A 16177-nucleotide genomic window follows, 5' to 3' on the forward strand; every position below is an offset into this window, starting at 1 on the left:
CAACGGCGGCGTCCGCGTCACGCGCGCGCGGACAATGCACTCAGTTCGCGCTGGGCCGTGACCGAGCGCACCGTCTGCGCGGCGAACACGTACGACAGCCCCTTGGTGCGTTGCGCCTGATTCGACTCGTAGCTGTAGAGCACGTGATTGGTCCAGCTCGACGGCGCTTCGAGCACGCGCGCGATCTCGCCGCGAATGCGCAGCATCTCCTGCTGCTCGGACTGCGTCGGCTCGTGCCCGCGCTCCTCGTACATGCGCAGCGCGCCGCGATAGGCGTTGATCTCGCGCGCCGCGCCCGGCACCATGCGCTGGCGCTCGCCGTGATACTGGTTGCTGCGCGTGGCGTTGAGCTTCACGCGTGTCTGATACGTGCTCAGCTCGTTCTGGTTGCCCTCCATCGACGTAACCCACGCGTCGTTGCGGCTGTCGATGTATTGCAGATAATCGCCCACGCGCGTGAACTCCGTGTCGCGATAGGTGCGCTCGGGCACGATCTCGCCGTGCTCCTCGTAAAGACGCAACGTCGAGCCCTTGCCCGATTGCAGCACCGTGGTGCCGATGCCATAAACCGGCACGCTCGAAAACGACAGCGAGTTGAACGGCCCCGGTCCGGACACGGGCACGGGCGGCGGGCTCGCCACCACAGCGGCGCTCGCGTTCGCCGCGAAGTTAAGACTGTTCGACGACTTGTTGACGGTGCGCGCACCGCTCTCGTCGGTCGCGTGTGCGACGCTGCGATTGCCGGTCACTTCGCCGCTCACGAACGCGCCCACCTTCACGTTCGCCGAGGTCACGTAGCGCACGCCGCCCGTGCCGGAGAGCGAGGCGTAATCGGTATGCGCCTTGTTCTCGACCCAACCGATCGAGAGATCCGGGTCCGCGAAATATTCGTGCGCCATGCCGTTCCACATCTCGTCCTTGTTTTGCGGCATCGTGCCGCCGGGCCCCGAACCGCCGATCGTGCGCACGGCGTCGCCGAGCTTGCCGCGCCAGGCGTTGTCGTCATTCGGATGATTCGTCTGCGAGTACGGCGCGCGGATCACCACGCCGCGCGGGCTGCTCTTGTCGCGCCCGCCCACGAGCGAGGGCGCCACGCTCGCCAGCACCTTGCCGCCCGCGAGACTCCAACCGATGAATCCCGACGCGCCGAGGTGCGCGGACTTACGCGTATCGGTGCCGATGAACACTTCGCCGTGGTGCGAGGTCGAGCCCACTTCGAGCACCGCATGACGGCCTTTCAGATAACGCACGTCCGGCGCGACCGAGGCGCTCGGCGCACCGACGAGGCCCAGCGCCGTGGCGAGGTTTTCGGAAATATTCGCATCGAGCCCGTAGACGCCGCCGCTCGACATCTGCACGCTCCACGTCTTCGGAATGGTGTCGATCAGATTGCACAGCGCGCCCACATTGCCTTGCGGCGTCTGCGGCGTTTCGATCGGGTCCTGGCGAATCGCCTTCATGCGGTCGAGGTTCTCGCGCAGCGAGCGTCCGCTGCCGGGGACCGCCGCGCCCATGTTCATGCCGGCGCCGGTCGCCCACTCATCGAGCGTCTGCGCGTTCAGTTTCTTCGCGCCGCGCATCTTCGAAAGCGACTGGAAAGTCGGATTGCTGCGCACCGTTTCCTTGTCGATATGCAGCGCCTGCGCGACGTCGCGCGCCATCTGAGCGCGCTGGAAGCGGCCGAGTTTCATGTCGTCGTGAAGCCAGCCCTTGGTGCCGATCGAATTCTTCCACTGGATCAATGCGGCGGCGCGGACCGCCTGCTCCAGCACGGGATCGTTCGGCTGCATGTTTTGCGTGGGCGCGGCGCTGGCGACATTCCCGTTCAGATGATTGACCACCGCATCGATCGAATGCAGCGTGCTGAAATCTTCCTCCGGATGATCCATCACGCCGCCCGCCGTGCCGAGACCGAGCGCGCCGATCGGATTCTTCTCGTGGCCGAACGCCTGCTTCACGCCCTGCTTGACGTCGTGCGTCATGGCCTGCTTGAAGCGCTGCGTCTGACGATTGAGCCAGGAGCCGGTGCGCGGCGCGGTGGTGTTGCGCTGCGCGTGTTTGACGAGCGAGTACATACGCCCCTGGATCTTGCCGACGTCGGCTTCGGCAATGCCGTTGCGATGCGCAAGATAGGCCGAGCGCAATGCGATGGGCGGTTGCGCGTGCGTGTCGTCGACGAGCGCCCGCGCGCAGAGAAACGCCTTGGCGTTCTGCGTCTGTCCGGCCAGTGCTTCGGATACCGTATCATTGGCAACTGGTGCGTTCGGCAAATTCAGACGCTCGGCGGCGGGCAACATCGCATTGGCGGCGTGCCCAAGTTCGTCGAGCGAAGCGGGTGGCGCGGGCGGCGCTGCACCGTTTGCAGCGGCGTTACGCGGCCACGCGGCGAGCAGCGCATCGGCGGCGCGCCAGGTCTGCCAGTCGGCTTCGTCGTGAATCTTGTGGTCACGCGCATCGACGCCGCCCTGCCCCGGACCGTTGCGCGGATTGATCGCCGGTCCCTGATCGACATCGCGCAACGCACCGAACGCCGCGTGCGAACGCGCCATCGCGCAGCGCGCCGCGAAGCCGTCCTGCTGCGCCTGCGGAGCGCCCGGCGTACCTTGCAGATTCGCGAGCGCCGCGCGGGCGCGCGCGACGTCGCCGCCGCTCGCCTCGGCAAGCGCATGGCCCAGATAGCGCGCCTTCGCGAGCGGCGGCTCGCCGCGCACGTTCTGCGGGATCGCGGCACGCACGTCCTGAATCAGTTGCGTGCGCTCCTGGCGCGCCTGCGCCGTGGCATGGGCGGGCAGCGGGAACAGTGTTTCGAGCTTGCGATCGAACGCATCGTCCTGCCGCAATTCCAGGTGCGCGCTCGATGCCGTCTCACGCGCGTTTTTGCCGAGCGCCGTGTTCACGTTGGTGGGGTGTTGCGACGCAACACCAAGCGGCGTTTTGGCGTTCGGCTTCGGCGTGCGGATCTGGTCGGCCGCCACCTCGACTTGCGGCGCAGGCCGCGAGGCACTGACGCTGCTCGACGCCGCGAACGGCGTGAGGTTCTGTCGAATGCCGCCGCCGCTGAGATTCTTGCGCAACGCGGACGTGGGCGGCATCGCCTCGCCATTCGCGGGCGGCGTTGCATTCGGCAACTCGTTTTTCAGCGACTTCAGGCCGCCGAGCACACTGTCCGGCGCACGCCGATCGGGCAGCGGATCGCTATTCGTCAGAGGCTGGTTCGCCTGCGGCGCCGGTGGCTGCGGGGCTTGCTGCTGGGCGGCGGAACCGCCGCCCAGCAATGATCGAATGTTGAAGTTGAACGGATTCCCCACAGGCGCTCTCCCGTCGATAGTCGGTTGTCGTCGATGGCTTTACGACGACGATCGTCCATCTTTGGCGGCGAAAAGCCGGGGCGCGCAGGCGAATGCGAACTCACGAAGCGTCACGCGAAGCAAGCCACGCCGGCTTGCTCACTTGTTGCGTTGTGCATGACGTGAATCGGCCGACGATTCACTGCACCGGCACGCGCGACTGCTGCCCTTCGCAATACGCGAGGTACTTCGTATAGGCGTCCTGCGGCGAGACTTTCGCATAGCGGCCATAAAGCCCGTCGACAAACTGGCTCATTTCCGCGAGTGCATATTGCTGACGCCCGATGGGCATGGCGCCCGCTACGCGATACGCCTTCTGCATTTCCTGCTCGCGCGTGATGCCCGCGTCGCGGTCTTGCGCGACGAGTTGCGCGTTATGCGCGCGTGCCTGGCAAATCGACGCGACGGGATCGGTCGTCGTTTGCGCGTGCGCGGCAGTAGACAACGTGCAAGCGATGAACGCGGCGGCGCTCAGCCGCGCCTTGAAACCGTGTGGGGAAGTCAATGTCGGCTCGTCGTGAATCGAGGCGCGCGCCGCAGCCCGCGCGAGGGTCGTCGGATTGAACGTCGAGCGCGGCAACATGCGCGGTCGACGCAAGAGCGCTCCATCATAGTCGAGTTTTTTCCGTCGCGATGCGCGAGTGGGAAATCGTGTTCGCGTATGCGAAGCGGTATGTCAATCCAACGCCCATGGCGAAAGGCGATGCATCGCGAATCGAATGCGCAGGGATCGGCGAATCCCGTAACGGATTCACGTATCATCGGGCGCTTTCCATCGCCTCCAACCACGATGAGCCTGTTCAGCACGCTCTTCCGCAAGAAACGTCCGGCTGACACTATCGACGCCACGTCGGCAGCCGCCAGGCAAGACATGCAGGACACGCCGAAGCAGGAAAGCGGCGGCGAGATCGCGCCCGAACTCGCGCATGCGTTGGCGGCGTTCAAGGCCGGTCGCTACGACGACGCCATCGCGTCAGCCACGCCGCACACCGGGCGTTTCGCCGACGCGAGCCGCTTGTGCGCACTCAGTTATTCGCAATCGCACCGTTATCCGCAAGCGTTCTCACACTGGCTCGCGCTATTCGAGCACGAACCCACGGCACACAACGCCGTGCAACTCGCGACGACCTCCGTCATGTGCGGCGAAGTCGAACGCGGAGAAGCGTGGCTGACGAAGTCGATGCAGGTGAATCAGGAAACGCACGAGCAGTCCGATGTGTCGGCGCGGACGAACTTTCTTTCGGCGCTGGTTCAGCGCGGCTATCTGAGCGAAGCGCTACCGCATATCACGTGGATGCGCGATGCCTACGCACATCTGCACATCACCGATTCCACGTTCCTGTACATGCGCGGCGTGCCGTTCTTCGAGACTTTTCTGGAAAAGAGTCTGCCCATTCTCGAAGGCAGTCTTTCGCGTGAAGACGTCGTGAACTGGTATCGCGAACTCAAGGGCAAACTCGACGAAAGCGGCGAAGCCCAGCTTGCTGACTGGATCGGAAAACTGCAAACCGAATTGCGCGCGAAACCGTAATTCGAGCGGAATGACGTGGGAAAATAAAAAGCCGCTAACCGAAAGGCTAGCGGCTTTTTTTACACAGACAGTTTTATCAATTCCAACGCGTCGCCTTAATTAATTTCCGACAGGCGACTTCACGCTCGGCGTAGCCAGCGTGTTGTTGGTCTTCGGCGCGGGGGTGGCGGTCGTGGCGCCGTTATTCATGCCCGGTTGTTGACCCATGTTCGAGCCAGGCGCGCTCATGCCGCTGTCCGAATTGGTTGCGCCAGGCATGCCGTAACCGCTCGTCGTGTCGTTCATCTGATTCGTTGCCGGATTGGCTGTCGCGCCATGACTCGACGAACCGCTGCTCATGCCGCCGCTCGTTTGTGCAAACGCGCCGCCGGACAGTGCCAGTGCCGCAACGGCTGCCAATAAAGTGCCAGTGCCCTTTTTCATGATCCGTTCCTCCGTGAGTTGGACAGGAAGATCGGCGCACGCAAACGCGCAGGCCCGATCATGACTTGCATTGCGCAATCACCGTGCCGCGCGACTTTTATTAGCGCTTCAAATTGAATATTCGTATCGCATCGAATGATTTTTTTCTCATTATTTGGGATTACGGATGATCAGTGTTTACACGAATGGGTCACGTCCTCGTTCTTTTCATAATATCAACGCACTAAATCGACAAGCGACGATACGAGACAACCACCCAGGAGGCACCGTGACGGGCATCCGGCTGAGCGGCGTAACGAAGCGGTACGGAGACACCGAGGTCATTACCGGCCTCGACCTCGACATTCACTCCGGTGAATTCCTTGTTTTCCTCGGCCCGTCCGGCTGCGGGAAATCCACCTTGCTACGCATGATCGCCGGGCTCGAAACCGTGAGCGACGGTCAGATCAGCATTGGCGAGCGGCGCGTGAACGAGCAGCCGCCCGGCAAGCGCGGCGTGGCGATGGTGTTTCAGCATTACGCGCTCTATCCGCACATGACCGTCTACGACAATATGGCGTTCGGTCTGCGCAATACGGGCGTGAACGCGGGCGAGGTCGACAAGCGCATTAACGAAGCCGCCCGCATGCTCGAACTCGGCACCCTGCTGCAACGCCGTCCGGCGCAGCTGTCCGGCGGGCAGCGTCAGCGCGTTGCGATCGGCCGCGCAGTCGTTAAGGAACCCGAAGCGTTTCTGTTCGACGAACCGCTCTCGAATCTCGACGCCGCGCTGCGAAATCGCACCCGGCTCGAACTCGCGCGCATGCATCAACGTCTGCACGCCACGATGGTATTCGTCACGCACGATCAGGTCGAAGCGATGACGCTCGCCACTCGCATTGTGGTGATGAACCGCGGGCGTATCGAGCAGATCGGTGCGCCGCTCGACATCTACCGCCGCCCCGCCACGCGCTTCGTGGCGGGCTTTATCGGCGCACCGGCGATGAATTTCATCGACGTCGAACGCGCAGGCGACAACGGCGGCAGGCTGACCGTTGCGCTGCCCTTCGACTCCGTGACCGTTCCCACCGCCGTCGCGACCGCCAGCCTGCCTGCGGGCAAGCTCACGCTGGGCGTGCGCGCCGAACATGTCGTGCTCGATCCGCAAGGGCCGATCACGGGCCGCGCCGAAGTCATCGAACGGCTCGGCGACCGCTCGCTCGCCCACGTGAGCCTGCCCAACGGCCAGTTGATCGTGGCCGAACTGCCGCGCGAGCGCGAACTCGAAACCGGCGACGAGGTCCGCCTGAGTCTGGACGCGGCGCACCTGCATCTGTTCGACGAGACGGGCGCGGCATATCATGGCCTCTGACCGCTCGCTCGCCATGCCGCTGCCGACCACCCGCGAGGACCGCCGCCGCAAGCTGCGCGCGCCGTGGTCCAACGCGCTGTTCGTGTTGCCTTTCGTGATCGTCTACGTGCTGCTGCTGATCGTGCCGCTCGCATTCGGCTGGTGGCTCAGTCTTCAACGCGTGGATCTGCTCGCGGGCACGAGCGACTTCATCGGTATCCGCAATTACCTCGACCTCGCGCTCGATCCGATCTTTCGCGGCGCGATGCGCAACACGTTCTATTTCGTCATTCTGACCGTTCCGGTTTTCGTGCTGCTCGGTCTCGCGCTCGCACTGGTGCTGAACCGCCCCGGCCGCTTCGGCGCCGCATTGCGCGCGCTCTTTTTCGGTTCGTCGGTGTTGTCGGTCACCATCGTCACGCTGGTCTGGAAGCTCGTGATGATGCCCGGAAACGGACTGCTCGCCGACGTGAGCCACGCACTCCATTGGCCCGAATTCCTGCCGCTGATGCACGAAGCCACGGCGCTGCCGGCCGTCGCCGTCGTCACGGTCTGGTGGATCGTGGGGCTGCCGATGATGCTCTTTCTCGCCGCGCTCCAGCAGATTCCGCAAGAGCTTTATGAAGCGGCGGCGCTCGACAACGCCACACGCTGGCGCGCCTTCACGAAGATCACCCTGCCTTCGATCTGGCGCACTGTCGCGCTTGTGGCGGTGATCGAAGCGGTGCTGCAATTTCAGGTGTTCGGCCAGGCGCAACTGCTCACCGACGGCGGCCCGAACAACTCCACGCGCCCGCTCGTGCAGTTCATCTACGAGACCGGTTTCCGCCAATGGTCGTTCGGTTATTCCGCCGCGGCGGCACAAGTTCTGTTCGCGTTGATGCTGATCGGCGTGGTCGCGCAAGCATGGCTGCTGCGTAAAAAGGAGAAGGCATGAGCACGCTCGCTTTCGAATCGCGGCCGCGCGGCGCGCTGGCCGGGCGTCTGGGCGATCGCCTGATGCTGGGCGCGGTCGTGGCGCTCGCCCTGCTGTGGATCACCCCGCTGGTCTGGGTGCTGTGTCTCTCGTTCAAGCCGAATGCGTTTCTCGAGCAGCACACCGACGTACTGTTTTCTCCGCCGTTCACGCTGCAAAACTACACGAACATTCTGCAGACCTCGGCGGTGGGCGGCTGGCTGGTGAACAGCCTGATCGTCTCGATCGGCCAGACGCTGCTCACGCTGATGATCGCGTCGCTCGCGGGTTATGGCTTTGCGCGCACGGAGTTTCCGGGCAAACGCTATGTCTACGTCATTTGCCTTTGCGGACTCGCCGTGCCCGAACAGGCGCTCGTGATTCCGCTGCATCATATCTTCGCGACGCTCGACTGGCACAACACCTACGGCGCACTGATCCTGCCGCGTCTTGCCTCGCCGTTCGGCGTCTATCTGATGACGCAGTATTTCAAGGCGGTACCGGTCGAGATCGAAGAAGCCGCGCTGCTCGACAATGCCTCGCGTTTCAAGGTGTTTTGGCGCGTCGTGCTGCCGCTTTCGCTGCCCGCGCAGGCCACGCTCGCGATCTTCACGTTTCTCAGCGCCTGGAACGATTATCTGTGGCCGCTGGTGTCCGCGTCGAAGCCCGAGATGTACACGTTGACCATCGGTCTCGCGTCCACGCAAGGCAATTTCGCGCAGTCCGAAGGCATCGGCTATCTGATGGCGCAGGCGATCTTCGCCGGGCTGCCCATCTTCGTGCTCTATCTGTTCTTCCAGAAGTACATCGTGGCGGCCGTGGCCGGCACGGCGGTTCGCTAGTCCCCGGCATCACTCGTCCGGCATGGCGTGCCGTTCCATGCACACATGCCTCCGATTTTTATTGATTCGTTATGCAAACAAAATAGCGTCCCGCGCGCGCCGTTCGATTCATTCGCGCCATCCGGACGTCCATAGGAGAGAGACATGAGAAGAACGTTGGTGCGCGGCGTGCTCACACTCGCGGCGCTCGGGCTCGCGGCAACCTTGACCGCGCCGGTGCAGGCCAGGACGGAAATCACGCTGTCGCGCTTTTTCGGCGCTTGCGACGCCGAGTACGGCAAGGTCAACGACGTGAGCAAGGCGTCGGGCGAGTGCGGCATCATCACGACGCTCGTGAATCAGTTCAACGCCACGAACAAGGAAGACATCGTCGTCAAGCCGCAAATCATCGAGTGGTCGCCGTATTACACGCAACTCGACGCGCGCATTCTGAGCCGCGATGTGCCGACCATTTCGGTCATGCACGAGGCCGTGCTCGGCGACTACGTGAAGCGCAATCTCGTCGAGCCGCTCGACGACGGTTTCAAGTCAGTCGGCATCGACAAAAACGATTTCACGCCGCATGCGCATCGCGGCGTCACGTTCGGCGACAAGACCTATGCGCTGCCGTTCGACACGCATTCGTGGCTCTGGCACATCAACGTGAATCTGTTCAAGAAGGCGGGCCTCGTGGATGCGAACGGCAAGCCCATCCTGCCGAAAACGCCCGACGAATTGCTCGCGCAGGCGAAGCAGTTCAAGGACAAGACCGGACTGCCCTACTTCGCGGTGCCGATCGCCAATGAATCGGCCGCGCAAACGCGTACGTTCTATACCTGGGTGTATCAGCAGAACGGCACGCTGTTCCCGAATGGGCCGACGAAGATCGACCTGCACACGCCCGCGGCTACCAATGCGCTCACGCTTTACGACAAGCTCATGAAGGCGGGCGACATTACGCCGGGGCTCGACTATGGCGCGGCGAACCAGGCATTTGAAAACGGCAAGGCCGGCGTGCTCATGTGCGGCACGTGGGTGATCGAGGACTTCACGAATCTCTCGAACAAGCCGGGCAGCGCGCTCGCAAACGGCTACGACGTGGTGCCGTTTCCGAACCTGTTCCAGAAGAAGGCCGTGTGGGCCGACGGTCATTCGTGGGTGATGCTCAAGGGCGGCGCGAAGGACGAAAAGACCCGCCACGCCGCGCTGGTGTTCCTGAAGTTCCTCTACGACCACGACGGCGACTGGGCTCGCACCGGCCATCTGCCCGCGCGTCAGTCGGTCATCACCAGCGCCGCGTTTAGCGCGCTGCCGCATCGCGACGCCATCAAGGAGATTTCCAGCACCGGCTATGCGCTGCCGAATACGGTGCCGCGCCAGTTCGCGATCCAGCAGATCGTGGGCGAGGAAATCAGCAATATGCTCTCGACCGGCAAGTCCGTCGCCGATGTGCAGAAGGAAGCGGAACAGCGCACGAACGCCCTGCTGGCACGATAAATTCGCGCGCAATTGATTCGTCATGCCAGGTAATCGAAGTAAAGGCGAGCAGGCAATGCGCGCCTTCCGATAACGCTCAAAGATGGATAGAGGAACACCATGATCGCTTCACGCCTCATTGTCGACCGCGACTTTGTCGTCTCCGATCTCGACCGGCGCGTGTTCGGCGCGTTCGTCGAACACATGGGCCGCTGCGTCTACACCGGCATTTTCGAACCTGGCCATCCGGAAGCCGACGAAAACGGTTTTCGTCAGGACGTCATGGCGCTCACGCGCGAACTCGGTCCGACGATCGTGCGCTATCCGGGCGGCAATTTTCTCTCGGGCTACAACTGGGAAGACGGCGTGGGCCCGCGCGAAAAACGTCCGCGCCGACTCGATCTGGCGTGGTACTCGACCGAAACGAATCAGTTCGGCACCAATGAATTCATCGAATGGTGCCGCAAGCTCGATATCGAGCCGATGTATGGCGTGAATCTCGGCACGCGCGGCCCCGACGAAGCGCGCCGTTTCGTGGAGTATTGCAATCACCCGGGCGGCACGGCGCTGTCCGATCTGCGCCACGAACACGGCCACGAAAAACCTCACGACATCAAGTTCTGGTGCCTCGGCAACGAGATGGACGGCCCATGGCAAATCTGCCGCAAAACGGCCGAGGAATACGGGCGCGCCGCGCTCGAAACGGCCAAGCTGATGCGTTCGGTCGATCCCACGATCCAGCTTGCGGCCTGCGGTTCGTCCACGCATGAGATGCCTACGTATGGCGCGTGGGAAGACCGCGTGCTCGATCATTGTTTCGAGCAGGTCGATTTCATTTCGCTACATACTTACTTTGAAAACAAGCGCGATTCGACCGCCGAATTCTTCGGCAATATCGAAGTGATGGATCTGTTCATCAAGGAAATCGTGGCGGTGGCGGACAGCGTGGCGGCGCGCAAGCATTCGTCCAAACGCATCATGCTTTCGTTCGACGAATGGAATGTCTGGTACAAGGCGCGAACGATCAACGATTTGCGCAAGCCCGGCTGGCCCGAAGCGCCGCGTCTGATCGAAGAAGTTTATAACCACGAAGACGCACTCGTGGTGGGCGGCGCGCTGATCACGATGATGAACAATGCCGACCGCGTGAAGACCGCGTGTCTCGCGCAGCTCGTCAATGTGATCGGGCCGATCATGACCGAGCCGGGCGGCCGCGCATGGCGTCAAACGATTTTCCATCCGTTCTCGCAGGCCTCGAAATTCGCGCATGGCCGCGTGCTCAAACCGGTGGTCGAATCGGCCTCGTATGAAGCGGAAACGTTCCCTGAAATCCCGTATCTCTGCGCGGCGGTCGTGGACGATCGCGCGACCGGCACGACGGCGATTTTCGCGCTCAACCGGCATTTGAGCGAAGAGATGGAACTCAATATCGAATTGCGCGGACTCGGCAAGGAACGCACGCTCGATCACGCGCTCGAGTTGTATCATGCCAACATGAAAGCGGTGAACACGGTGGAGGCGCCGTCGACGGTGGCGCCGGCGATCAACGACGCCGTGTCGGTCGACGGGGAACGCGTGCGCGCGAAGCTCAAACCGGGCTCGTGGAACGTGATTGTGACGACCGCCCGATAACACGGCGCGGACACGCCGTGCACGATGTCTACGAAGGGGAAGGGATGTTCGAGCGCGAACCGATCGTCGGCAATATCACGACGCAGATCGCCAAGATTATCGGCATGCGCGTGGTCTCGGGCGAGTTCGCGCCCGGCGACGCGCTGCCGGTCGAAAGCGAACTGTGCAGTGCGTATGGCGTGAGCCGCACCACCCTGCGCGAAGCCATCAAGCAACTGGCGGGCAAGCGTTTGATTGCCGTGTCGCCGAAAATCGGCACACGCGTGCTGCCTTTTTCCGACTGGAATCTGCTCGATCGCGACGTGCTCGCGTGGCGGCTCAATGCGCAATTCGACTCGAAGATCGTCGAGGACATTTTCGAAATGCGCATCTGTTTCGAGCCACGCGCGAGTTTTCTCGCAGCGCGTCACGGCAACGAGGACACCGTGCAGATCATCGAGCGGCGTTACCTCGAACTCGTGGCCGCCTACGATCAGTCGGCGCAGCATGGCGTGTCGGCGATTCGCGCGGCGGCGGACGCGAACCTGGAGTTTCACCTCGCGATCATCACGGCTTCGCAGAACGGCATGTTCATCACGATCGGCAATGCGATCAAGGCCGCGCTGCGCGTCTCCTCGGAGATGATGCAGCGCGAGGCCGCGCAGCCGAGCGAGGATCTCGTACTGCACGACGCCGTCCGCGGGCATATCGTGGCGCGCGAAGCGGACGCGGCGGCGGCGGCGATGACGCGTTTGCTGGAGACTTCACGCGACCGGATTCTGCGATACACGACGGCGCCGGTCGGGCCTTGAAGGGGTCGCGGAGGCGACGCGCCAATGCGCCCATCGGGGCGATCGACCGAAGGTTCGCGGGTTCGCGGTGCGCAGCACCCCGCGATCAACGAAGGCGATAACGGCACGCCCTCACGGCATCCGGTCGCGTATCGCCAGCAGCAGGTCGATGTGCCGCTCCACCAGCAGCGGAATCGCCGACTGGCCGTTGATCCATCGACCGATAGTGCGGCGGTCGTAGCCCGAATAGTCGGCGAACGTCACGTGAGTCCAGCCGAGGCGCGCGAGGGCGTAGGAGAGATCTGCGGGTTTCATGACTGTCTCGACGAAAACAACAAAAACGACAAAATGTCCCGCCTCATCGAGACTTAAAGCGACATTTTGTCATGATCGCGCCCGATTTGACACCCCGATTTGCGCGTAAAACGCCCGGCCGGAGACCGTCGAAAGTCATTCCGCGCGCGTTCGGGCGGTTGAACGCCCTCGCGCGACGGACTTTCGCCGCCCCCGCACCGCCCCACTCCGCTCAACGCCGCAAAGCACTCTCCGATCTTGCTGCCGGCTGCAAGAATCCCTTCGCCAGATCATGGTTAACCCCAGGGCGCGAAACTCCTAGACTCTGGTCATCGGTTGCGACAAATCAGCCCAACCGAAAACCAGAAAACCACGGAGGTAGTAATCATGAAGTCCCTGATCCAGGCCGTTGCAGTTGCCGTTGCTCTCGTTGTCCCGGTTGCTTCGTTCGCCCAGTCGAATGGCCCGCTGACCCGCGCCCAGGTTCGCGCCGAACTCGTCCAGCTCGAAAAGGCCGGCTATAGCCCGTCGCGCGGCAACGACCCGCACTACCCCGATGACATCCTCGCCGCCGAAGCCAAGGTTGCCGCGCAGAACAACGCCGTCGGCGGCGTGGCGAACGGTTCGGCCGCTTCGGGCGCGCCGGTCGCCGCAGTGCGCCCCGCCTACGACGGCATGAAGCCGGTCTACTTCGGCCAGTAATCCGCAGCATCGAAGCATCGCTTCAACGTTCACCGCCTCATCGATCCGCTCACTGATCTCCGTGATGCGCGATCTGGGGCGGTAGCGCCGAAGGTTTCAAGGGCCGGATAGTCGTCAGCGCGAGCCCTGCCGCCGCGAACGCGCACGCTGCCGAGACGAGCGCGACGGCGCGCAACGCGTCGGCGATCGCCTCGGCTTGCGCACGCGCGACCGGCGCCGCCAGCGGCGCGGAAGCCGGGTTCGGGTCCGAATCCGCGTGCGCCGCCGGTTCCAGCAACGGCGCAGTTTGCCGCGCCTCGCGCGGCACCTGTAGCGCATCGAGCCGCGCCGCGAGCGCCGCATCGTGCGCCCACACGAACACGATCCCCAGCACCGCAATCGCGAGCAGGCTCGCCACGCGCGCCACGGCGTTATTGATGCCGGACGCGACGCCCGTGCGATCGGCCGCCACCGCGCCCATCACGACCGTGGTCAGCGGCGCGACGGTGATCGTCAGCCCGATCCCGAGCACGACGAGCGCGGGAAAAAATCCACTCCAGTAGCCGCCGCCGCGCGCCCACGGCGCCGCCAGCAGCGCGAAACCGATTCCGGCGATGCCCGGCCCCACCGTCAGCAACGCGCGCGCGCCGAAGCGGCTCGTCAGACCGCCCGTGAAGCGCGAGAGCAGGCCGATGATCACCGGCACCGGCAGCAGCGCCGCGCCCGCCTGCGTCGCGTGATAGCCATGCGCGCGGATCAGCGTGAACGGCAGGAAGAACAGCGCGCCGCCCAGCCCGAAATACAGCAGCAACGTCACGAGATTCGCGCCGCTGAAGTCGCGCGAACGGAACACGTCGAGCGGCATCATCGGGTTCTCGCTGTGCGCCTCGATCCACACAAAAACGCCGAGCAAGAGCACGCCCGCGCCGATCGAACCCAACACACGTGCCTGCGCAAAACCGAGCGTCGACGCCAGCGTCAGCCCGAACGTGAGCGCCGCGAGTCCCGCGGCCGCCGCCAGCGCGCCGGGCCAGTCGAGCCGCTCGGGCGCATCGGCCTTGTGGCTGTTCGGCACCGAAGCCAGCGCGAGCGCAGTCGTCAGCACGGCGAGCGGCACGTTCAGGAAGAAGATCGCGCGCCAGGACAGCGCGTCGACGAGCCAGCCGCCCGCCACCGGCCCCACCGCCGACGTGATCGCGCCCACGCCCGCCCAGGTGCCGATGGCGCGTCCGCGCGCGGCATCGTCGAACACCGCGCCGATGATCGCGAGGCTGCTGGGCACGAGCAAGGCCGCGCCGATCCCCTGCACCGCTCGCGCGGCGATCAGCGCTGCCGCGTTCGACGCGAATCCGCACGCGGCCGACGCGAGCGTGAACAACGCGATGCCCGCGATGAAAATCGTGCGGCGGCCGAGTTTGACGCCCATCGAGCCGCCTACCAGCACGAGCGAGCCGAGAAACAGCAGATACGCGTTCACGACCCACTGCATGGCCGCGACGCTCGCGCCGAGTTCGGCCTGAATCGACGGCAGCGCCACGTTGACGACCGAGCCGTCGATAAAGGCCATACTCGAGCCGAGTATGGTGGCCGCGAGCGCGAGACGCTTGCGCCGGCACGGCCGGTCGACGGCCGTGGGCTGCGCGCGGATGACGAGTTCATCGCACGGGCTCGCCTGCGCGGCGACCGCGTGTGTGGACTTCGGTACGGATTTCGCGGCGGAAGTCGATTCGCGCTCGACGAGATCGGGATTGGCCACATTCGCTCCGTGTCGGCGTGGCGCTGGCTGGCGTCGCGATCGTCGCGAAGTTGCGCCGAATCAGCCGCACGCCCGCGATAATCGACGGATCGCCAGAAATTGATGACAATGCCACGCTCAAGCGTAGGTGAATCAAGCGCCGCATTCAAATCCGGCGCGCAATCAGGAAGACAACATGAAACGACTGCTCCTCGCTGCGCTCGCGGCCGCCTCATTCGTCACGGGCGCGCATGCGCAAAGCAACACGCCCGGCCCCGTGGCCACGCCGGCCGGCACCGTGCAATTCGTGCGCGACGACCGCGATTTCGTCGTCATGATCAACAACGAAATTTTCGATCGATTCGACGCCAAAACGCTCACCCATTTCGACGAAGTCGCGCGCGACAATCAAACCGTCACGCGCATGCTGGTGCAAACCGCGTTCGGCCCGCTGCTCTACGATTTCAGCCGCCGTCCGCCCCTCGTGCAACGCGCGAGCGCACGCCTGACCGTCAAGCGCGTCTTCTGGCAACCCGGCGAAGTCGTGATGCAAGGCCCCGACGGCTGGTATCGCATTCAGGACGGCAAGCTCACGAAACTGCAATCGACGAAATCGATCTATCACTGATCGACCACTGATCATTTACCGGTCATACACGCGCGATGGAAACTCAACGTCTTGTCATGCGCCCGCCTGAACTTCGTGATTTCGACGATCTGTACCGCATGTGGTCGGATCCGGAAGTCGTGCGTTTTGTGACCGGCGCGCCGCTCACGCGCGAAGACGTGTGGGCGCGTCTGCTTCGCAGCATGGGGCATTGGGCGGCGCTCGGCTTCGGCCACTGGATCGTCGCTGAAAAATCGACTGCGGCCTTTGTTGGCGAAGTGGGATTCGTGCGCTATATGCGCGGCATTAGTCCCACATTTGACGCGAGCCCCGAAATTGGCTGGATGATCGCGCGCCAGGCGCAACGGTTCGGTTATGCGTCGGAAGCGATTGCCGCCGCGCACGGTTGGGCGCATACGCGTTGGCCCGATACGGAAACCGTCTGCATCATTTCGCCCGAAAACACGGCTTCGCTGAAAGTCGCGAGTCGATTCGATTATCGGCAAGAGTTCGAAACGACCTATAAAAACAAGGTTGTTTCGGTGTGCAGGCGGGCGTATTCAGTTTGATTCAAC

The 16177-nt window shown here is 63.6% G+C and carries 15 protein-coding genes; 10 read left to right on the forward strand and 5 right to left on the reverse strand.

What is annotated here, in order from left to right:
- Positions 1-17 precede the first annotated feature (17 nt).
- Both G5S35_RS25710 and G5S35_RS25715 read right to left on the reverse strand, forming a co-directional pair.
- A complete protein-coding gene (locus G5S35_RS25710) occupies positions 18-3308 on the reverse strand; it encodes a hypothetical protein (RefSeq protein ID WP_183039904.1) in 3291 nt (1096 codons plus the stop codon).
- Between the two features lie 178 nt (positions 3309-3486).
- The gene (locus tag G5S35_RS25715; RefSeq protein WP_183039905.1) at positions 3487-3945 is read right to left on the reverse strand and encodes a hypothetical protein; all 459 of its coding nucleotides are present in this window, start codon (positions 3943-3945) and stop codon (positions 3487-3489) included.
- A 192-nt stretch (positions 3946-4137) separates the two neighbouring features.
- Between G5S35_RS25715 and G5S35_RS25720 the strand changes: the two genes are divergently transcribed.
- Positions 4138-4878, forward strand: coding sequence for a hypothetical protein (locus G5S35_RS25720; protein ID WP_183039906.1), 741 nt, complete (start codon positions 4138-4140; stop codon positions 4876-4878).
- Positions 4879-4977: 99 nt separating this feature from the next.
- Here G5S35_RS25720 and G5S35_RS25725 read toward each other — a convergent pair whose 3' ends face one another.
- Positions 4978-5301 (reverse strand): hypothetical protein, encoded by a 324-nt coding sequence (locus G5S35_RS25725; protein ID WP_074982070.1) that lies wholly within the window; start codon positions 5299-5301, stop codon positions 4978-4980.
- A 268-nt stretch (positions 5302-5569) separates the two neighbouring features.
- On the opposite strand from G5S35_RS25725, the gene G5S35_RS25730 reads away from it, so the two are divergent.
- The 6 genes from G5S35_RS25730 (at position 5570) to G5S35_RS25755 (ending at position 12306) form a co-directional block, all read left to right on the forward strand.
- Positions 5570-6652 (forward strand): ABC transporter ATP-binding protein, encoded by a 1083-nt coding sequence (locus G5S35_RS25730; RefSeq protein ID WP_183039907.1) that lies wholly within the window; start codon positions 5570-5572, stop codon positions 6650-6652.
- Entirely contained in the window at positions 6642-7568 is a 927-nt protein-coding gene (locus tag G5S35_RS25735) for a carbohydrate ABC transporter permease (protein ID WP_074982069.1), read from the forward strand. The genes G5S35_RS25730 and G5S35_RS25735 overlap by 11 nt, the downstream gene beginning before the upstream one ends.
- Positions 7565-8428: a carbohydrate ABC transporter permease gene (locus G5S35_RS25740; protein ID WP_065060801.1), complete on the forward strand. Its 864-nt coding sequence runs from the start codon at positions 7565-7567 to the stop codon at positions 8426-8428. The genes G5S35_RS25735 and G5S35_RS25740 overlap by 4 nt, the downstream gene beginning before the upstream one ends.
- A gap of 144 nt (positions 8429-8572) precedes the next feature.
- Positions 8573-9904 (forward strand): extracellular solute-binding protein, encoded by a 1332-nt coding sequence (locus G5S35_RS25745; RefSeq protein ID WP_065060802.1) that lies wholly within the window; start codon positions 8573-8575, stop codon positions 9902-9904.
- A gap of 99 nt (positions 9905-10003) precedes the next feature.
- A complete protein-coding gene (arfA, locus tag G5S35_RS25750; RefSeq protein ID WP_065060803.1) occupies positions 10004-11515 on the forward strand; it encodes an arabinosylfuranosidase ArfA in 1512 nt (503 codons plus the stop codon).
- A 17-nt stretch (positions 11516-11532) separates the two neighbouring features.
- Positions 11533-12306, forward strand: coding sequence for a FadR/GntR family transcriptional regulator (locus G5S35_RS25755; RefSeq protein ID WP_231957588.1), 774 nt, complete (start codon positions 11533-11535; stop codon positions 12304-12306).
- A 111-nt stretch (positions 12307-12417) separates the two neighbouring features.
- Here G5S35_RS25755 and G5S35_RS25760 read toward each other — a convergent pair whose 3' ends face one another.
- Positions 12418-12600, reverse strand: a complete 183-nt coding sequence (locus G5S35_RS25760; RefSeq protein ID WP_065060805.1) for a helix-turn-helix domain-containing protein — start codon at positions 12598-12600, stop codon at positions 12418-12420.
- Positions 12601-12966: 366 nt separating this feature from the next.
- Between G5S35_RS25760 and G5S35_RS25765 the strand changes: the two genes are divergently transcribed.
- Positions 12967-13281, forward strand: coding sequence for a DUF4148 domain-containing protein (locus tag G5S35_RS25765; protein WP_065060806.1), 315 nt, complete (start codon positions 12967-12969; stop codon positions 13279-13281).
- 49 nt (positions 13282-13330) lie between these two features.
- Here the strand turns inward: G5S35_RS25765 and G5S35_RS25770 are convergent, their stop codons facing one another.
- Positions 13331-15016: an MFS transporter gene (locus G5S35_RS25770; RefSeq protein WP_183039908.1), complete on the reverse strand. Its 1686-nt coding sequence runs from the start codon at positions 15014-15016 to the stop codon at positions 13331-13333.
- A 175-nt stretch (positions 15017-15191) separates the two neighbouring features.
- Here G5S35_RS25770 and G5S35_RS25775 point away from each other — a divergent pair, with 175 nt between their 5' ends.
- Positions 15192-15623, forward strand: a complete 432-nt coding sequence (locus tag G5S35_RS25775) for a hypothetical protein (RefSeq protein WP_183039909.1) — start codon at positions 15192-15194, stop codon at positions 15621-15623.
- 56 nt (positions 15624-15679) lie between these two features.
- Positions 15680-16171, forward strand: coding sequence for a GNAT family N-acetyltransferase (locus G5S35_RS25780; protein ID WP_231957589.1), 492 nt, complete (start codon positions 15680-15682; stop codon positions 16169-16171).
- Positions 16172-16177: the final 6 nt, after the last annotated feature.

Origin of the sequence: Paraburkholderia tropica (genome assembly GCF_014171495.1) — a bacterium.
Classification (GTDB): Bacteria; Pseudomonadota; Gammaproteobacteria; order Burkholderiales; family Burkholderiaceae; genus Paraburkholderia; species Paraburkholderia tropica.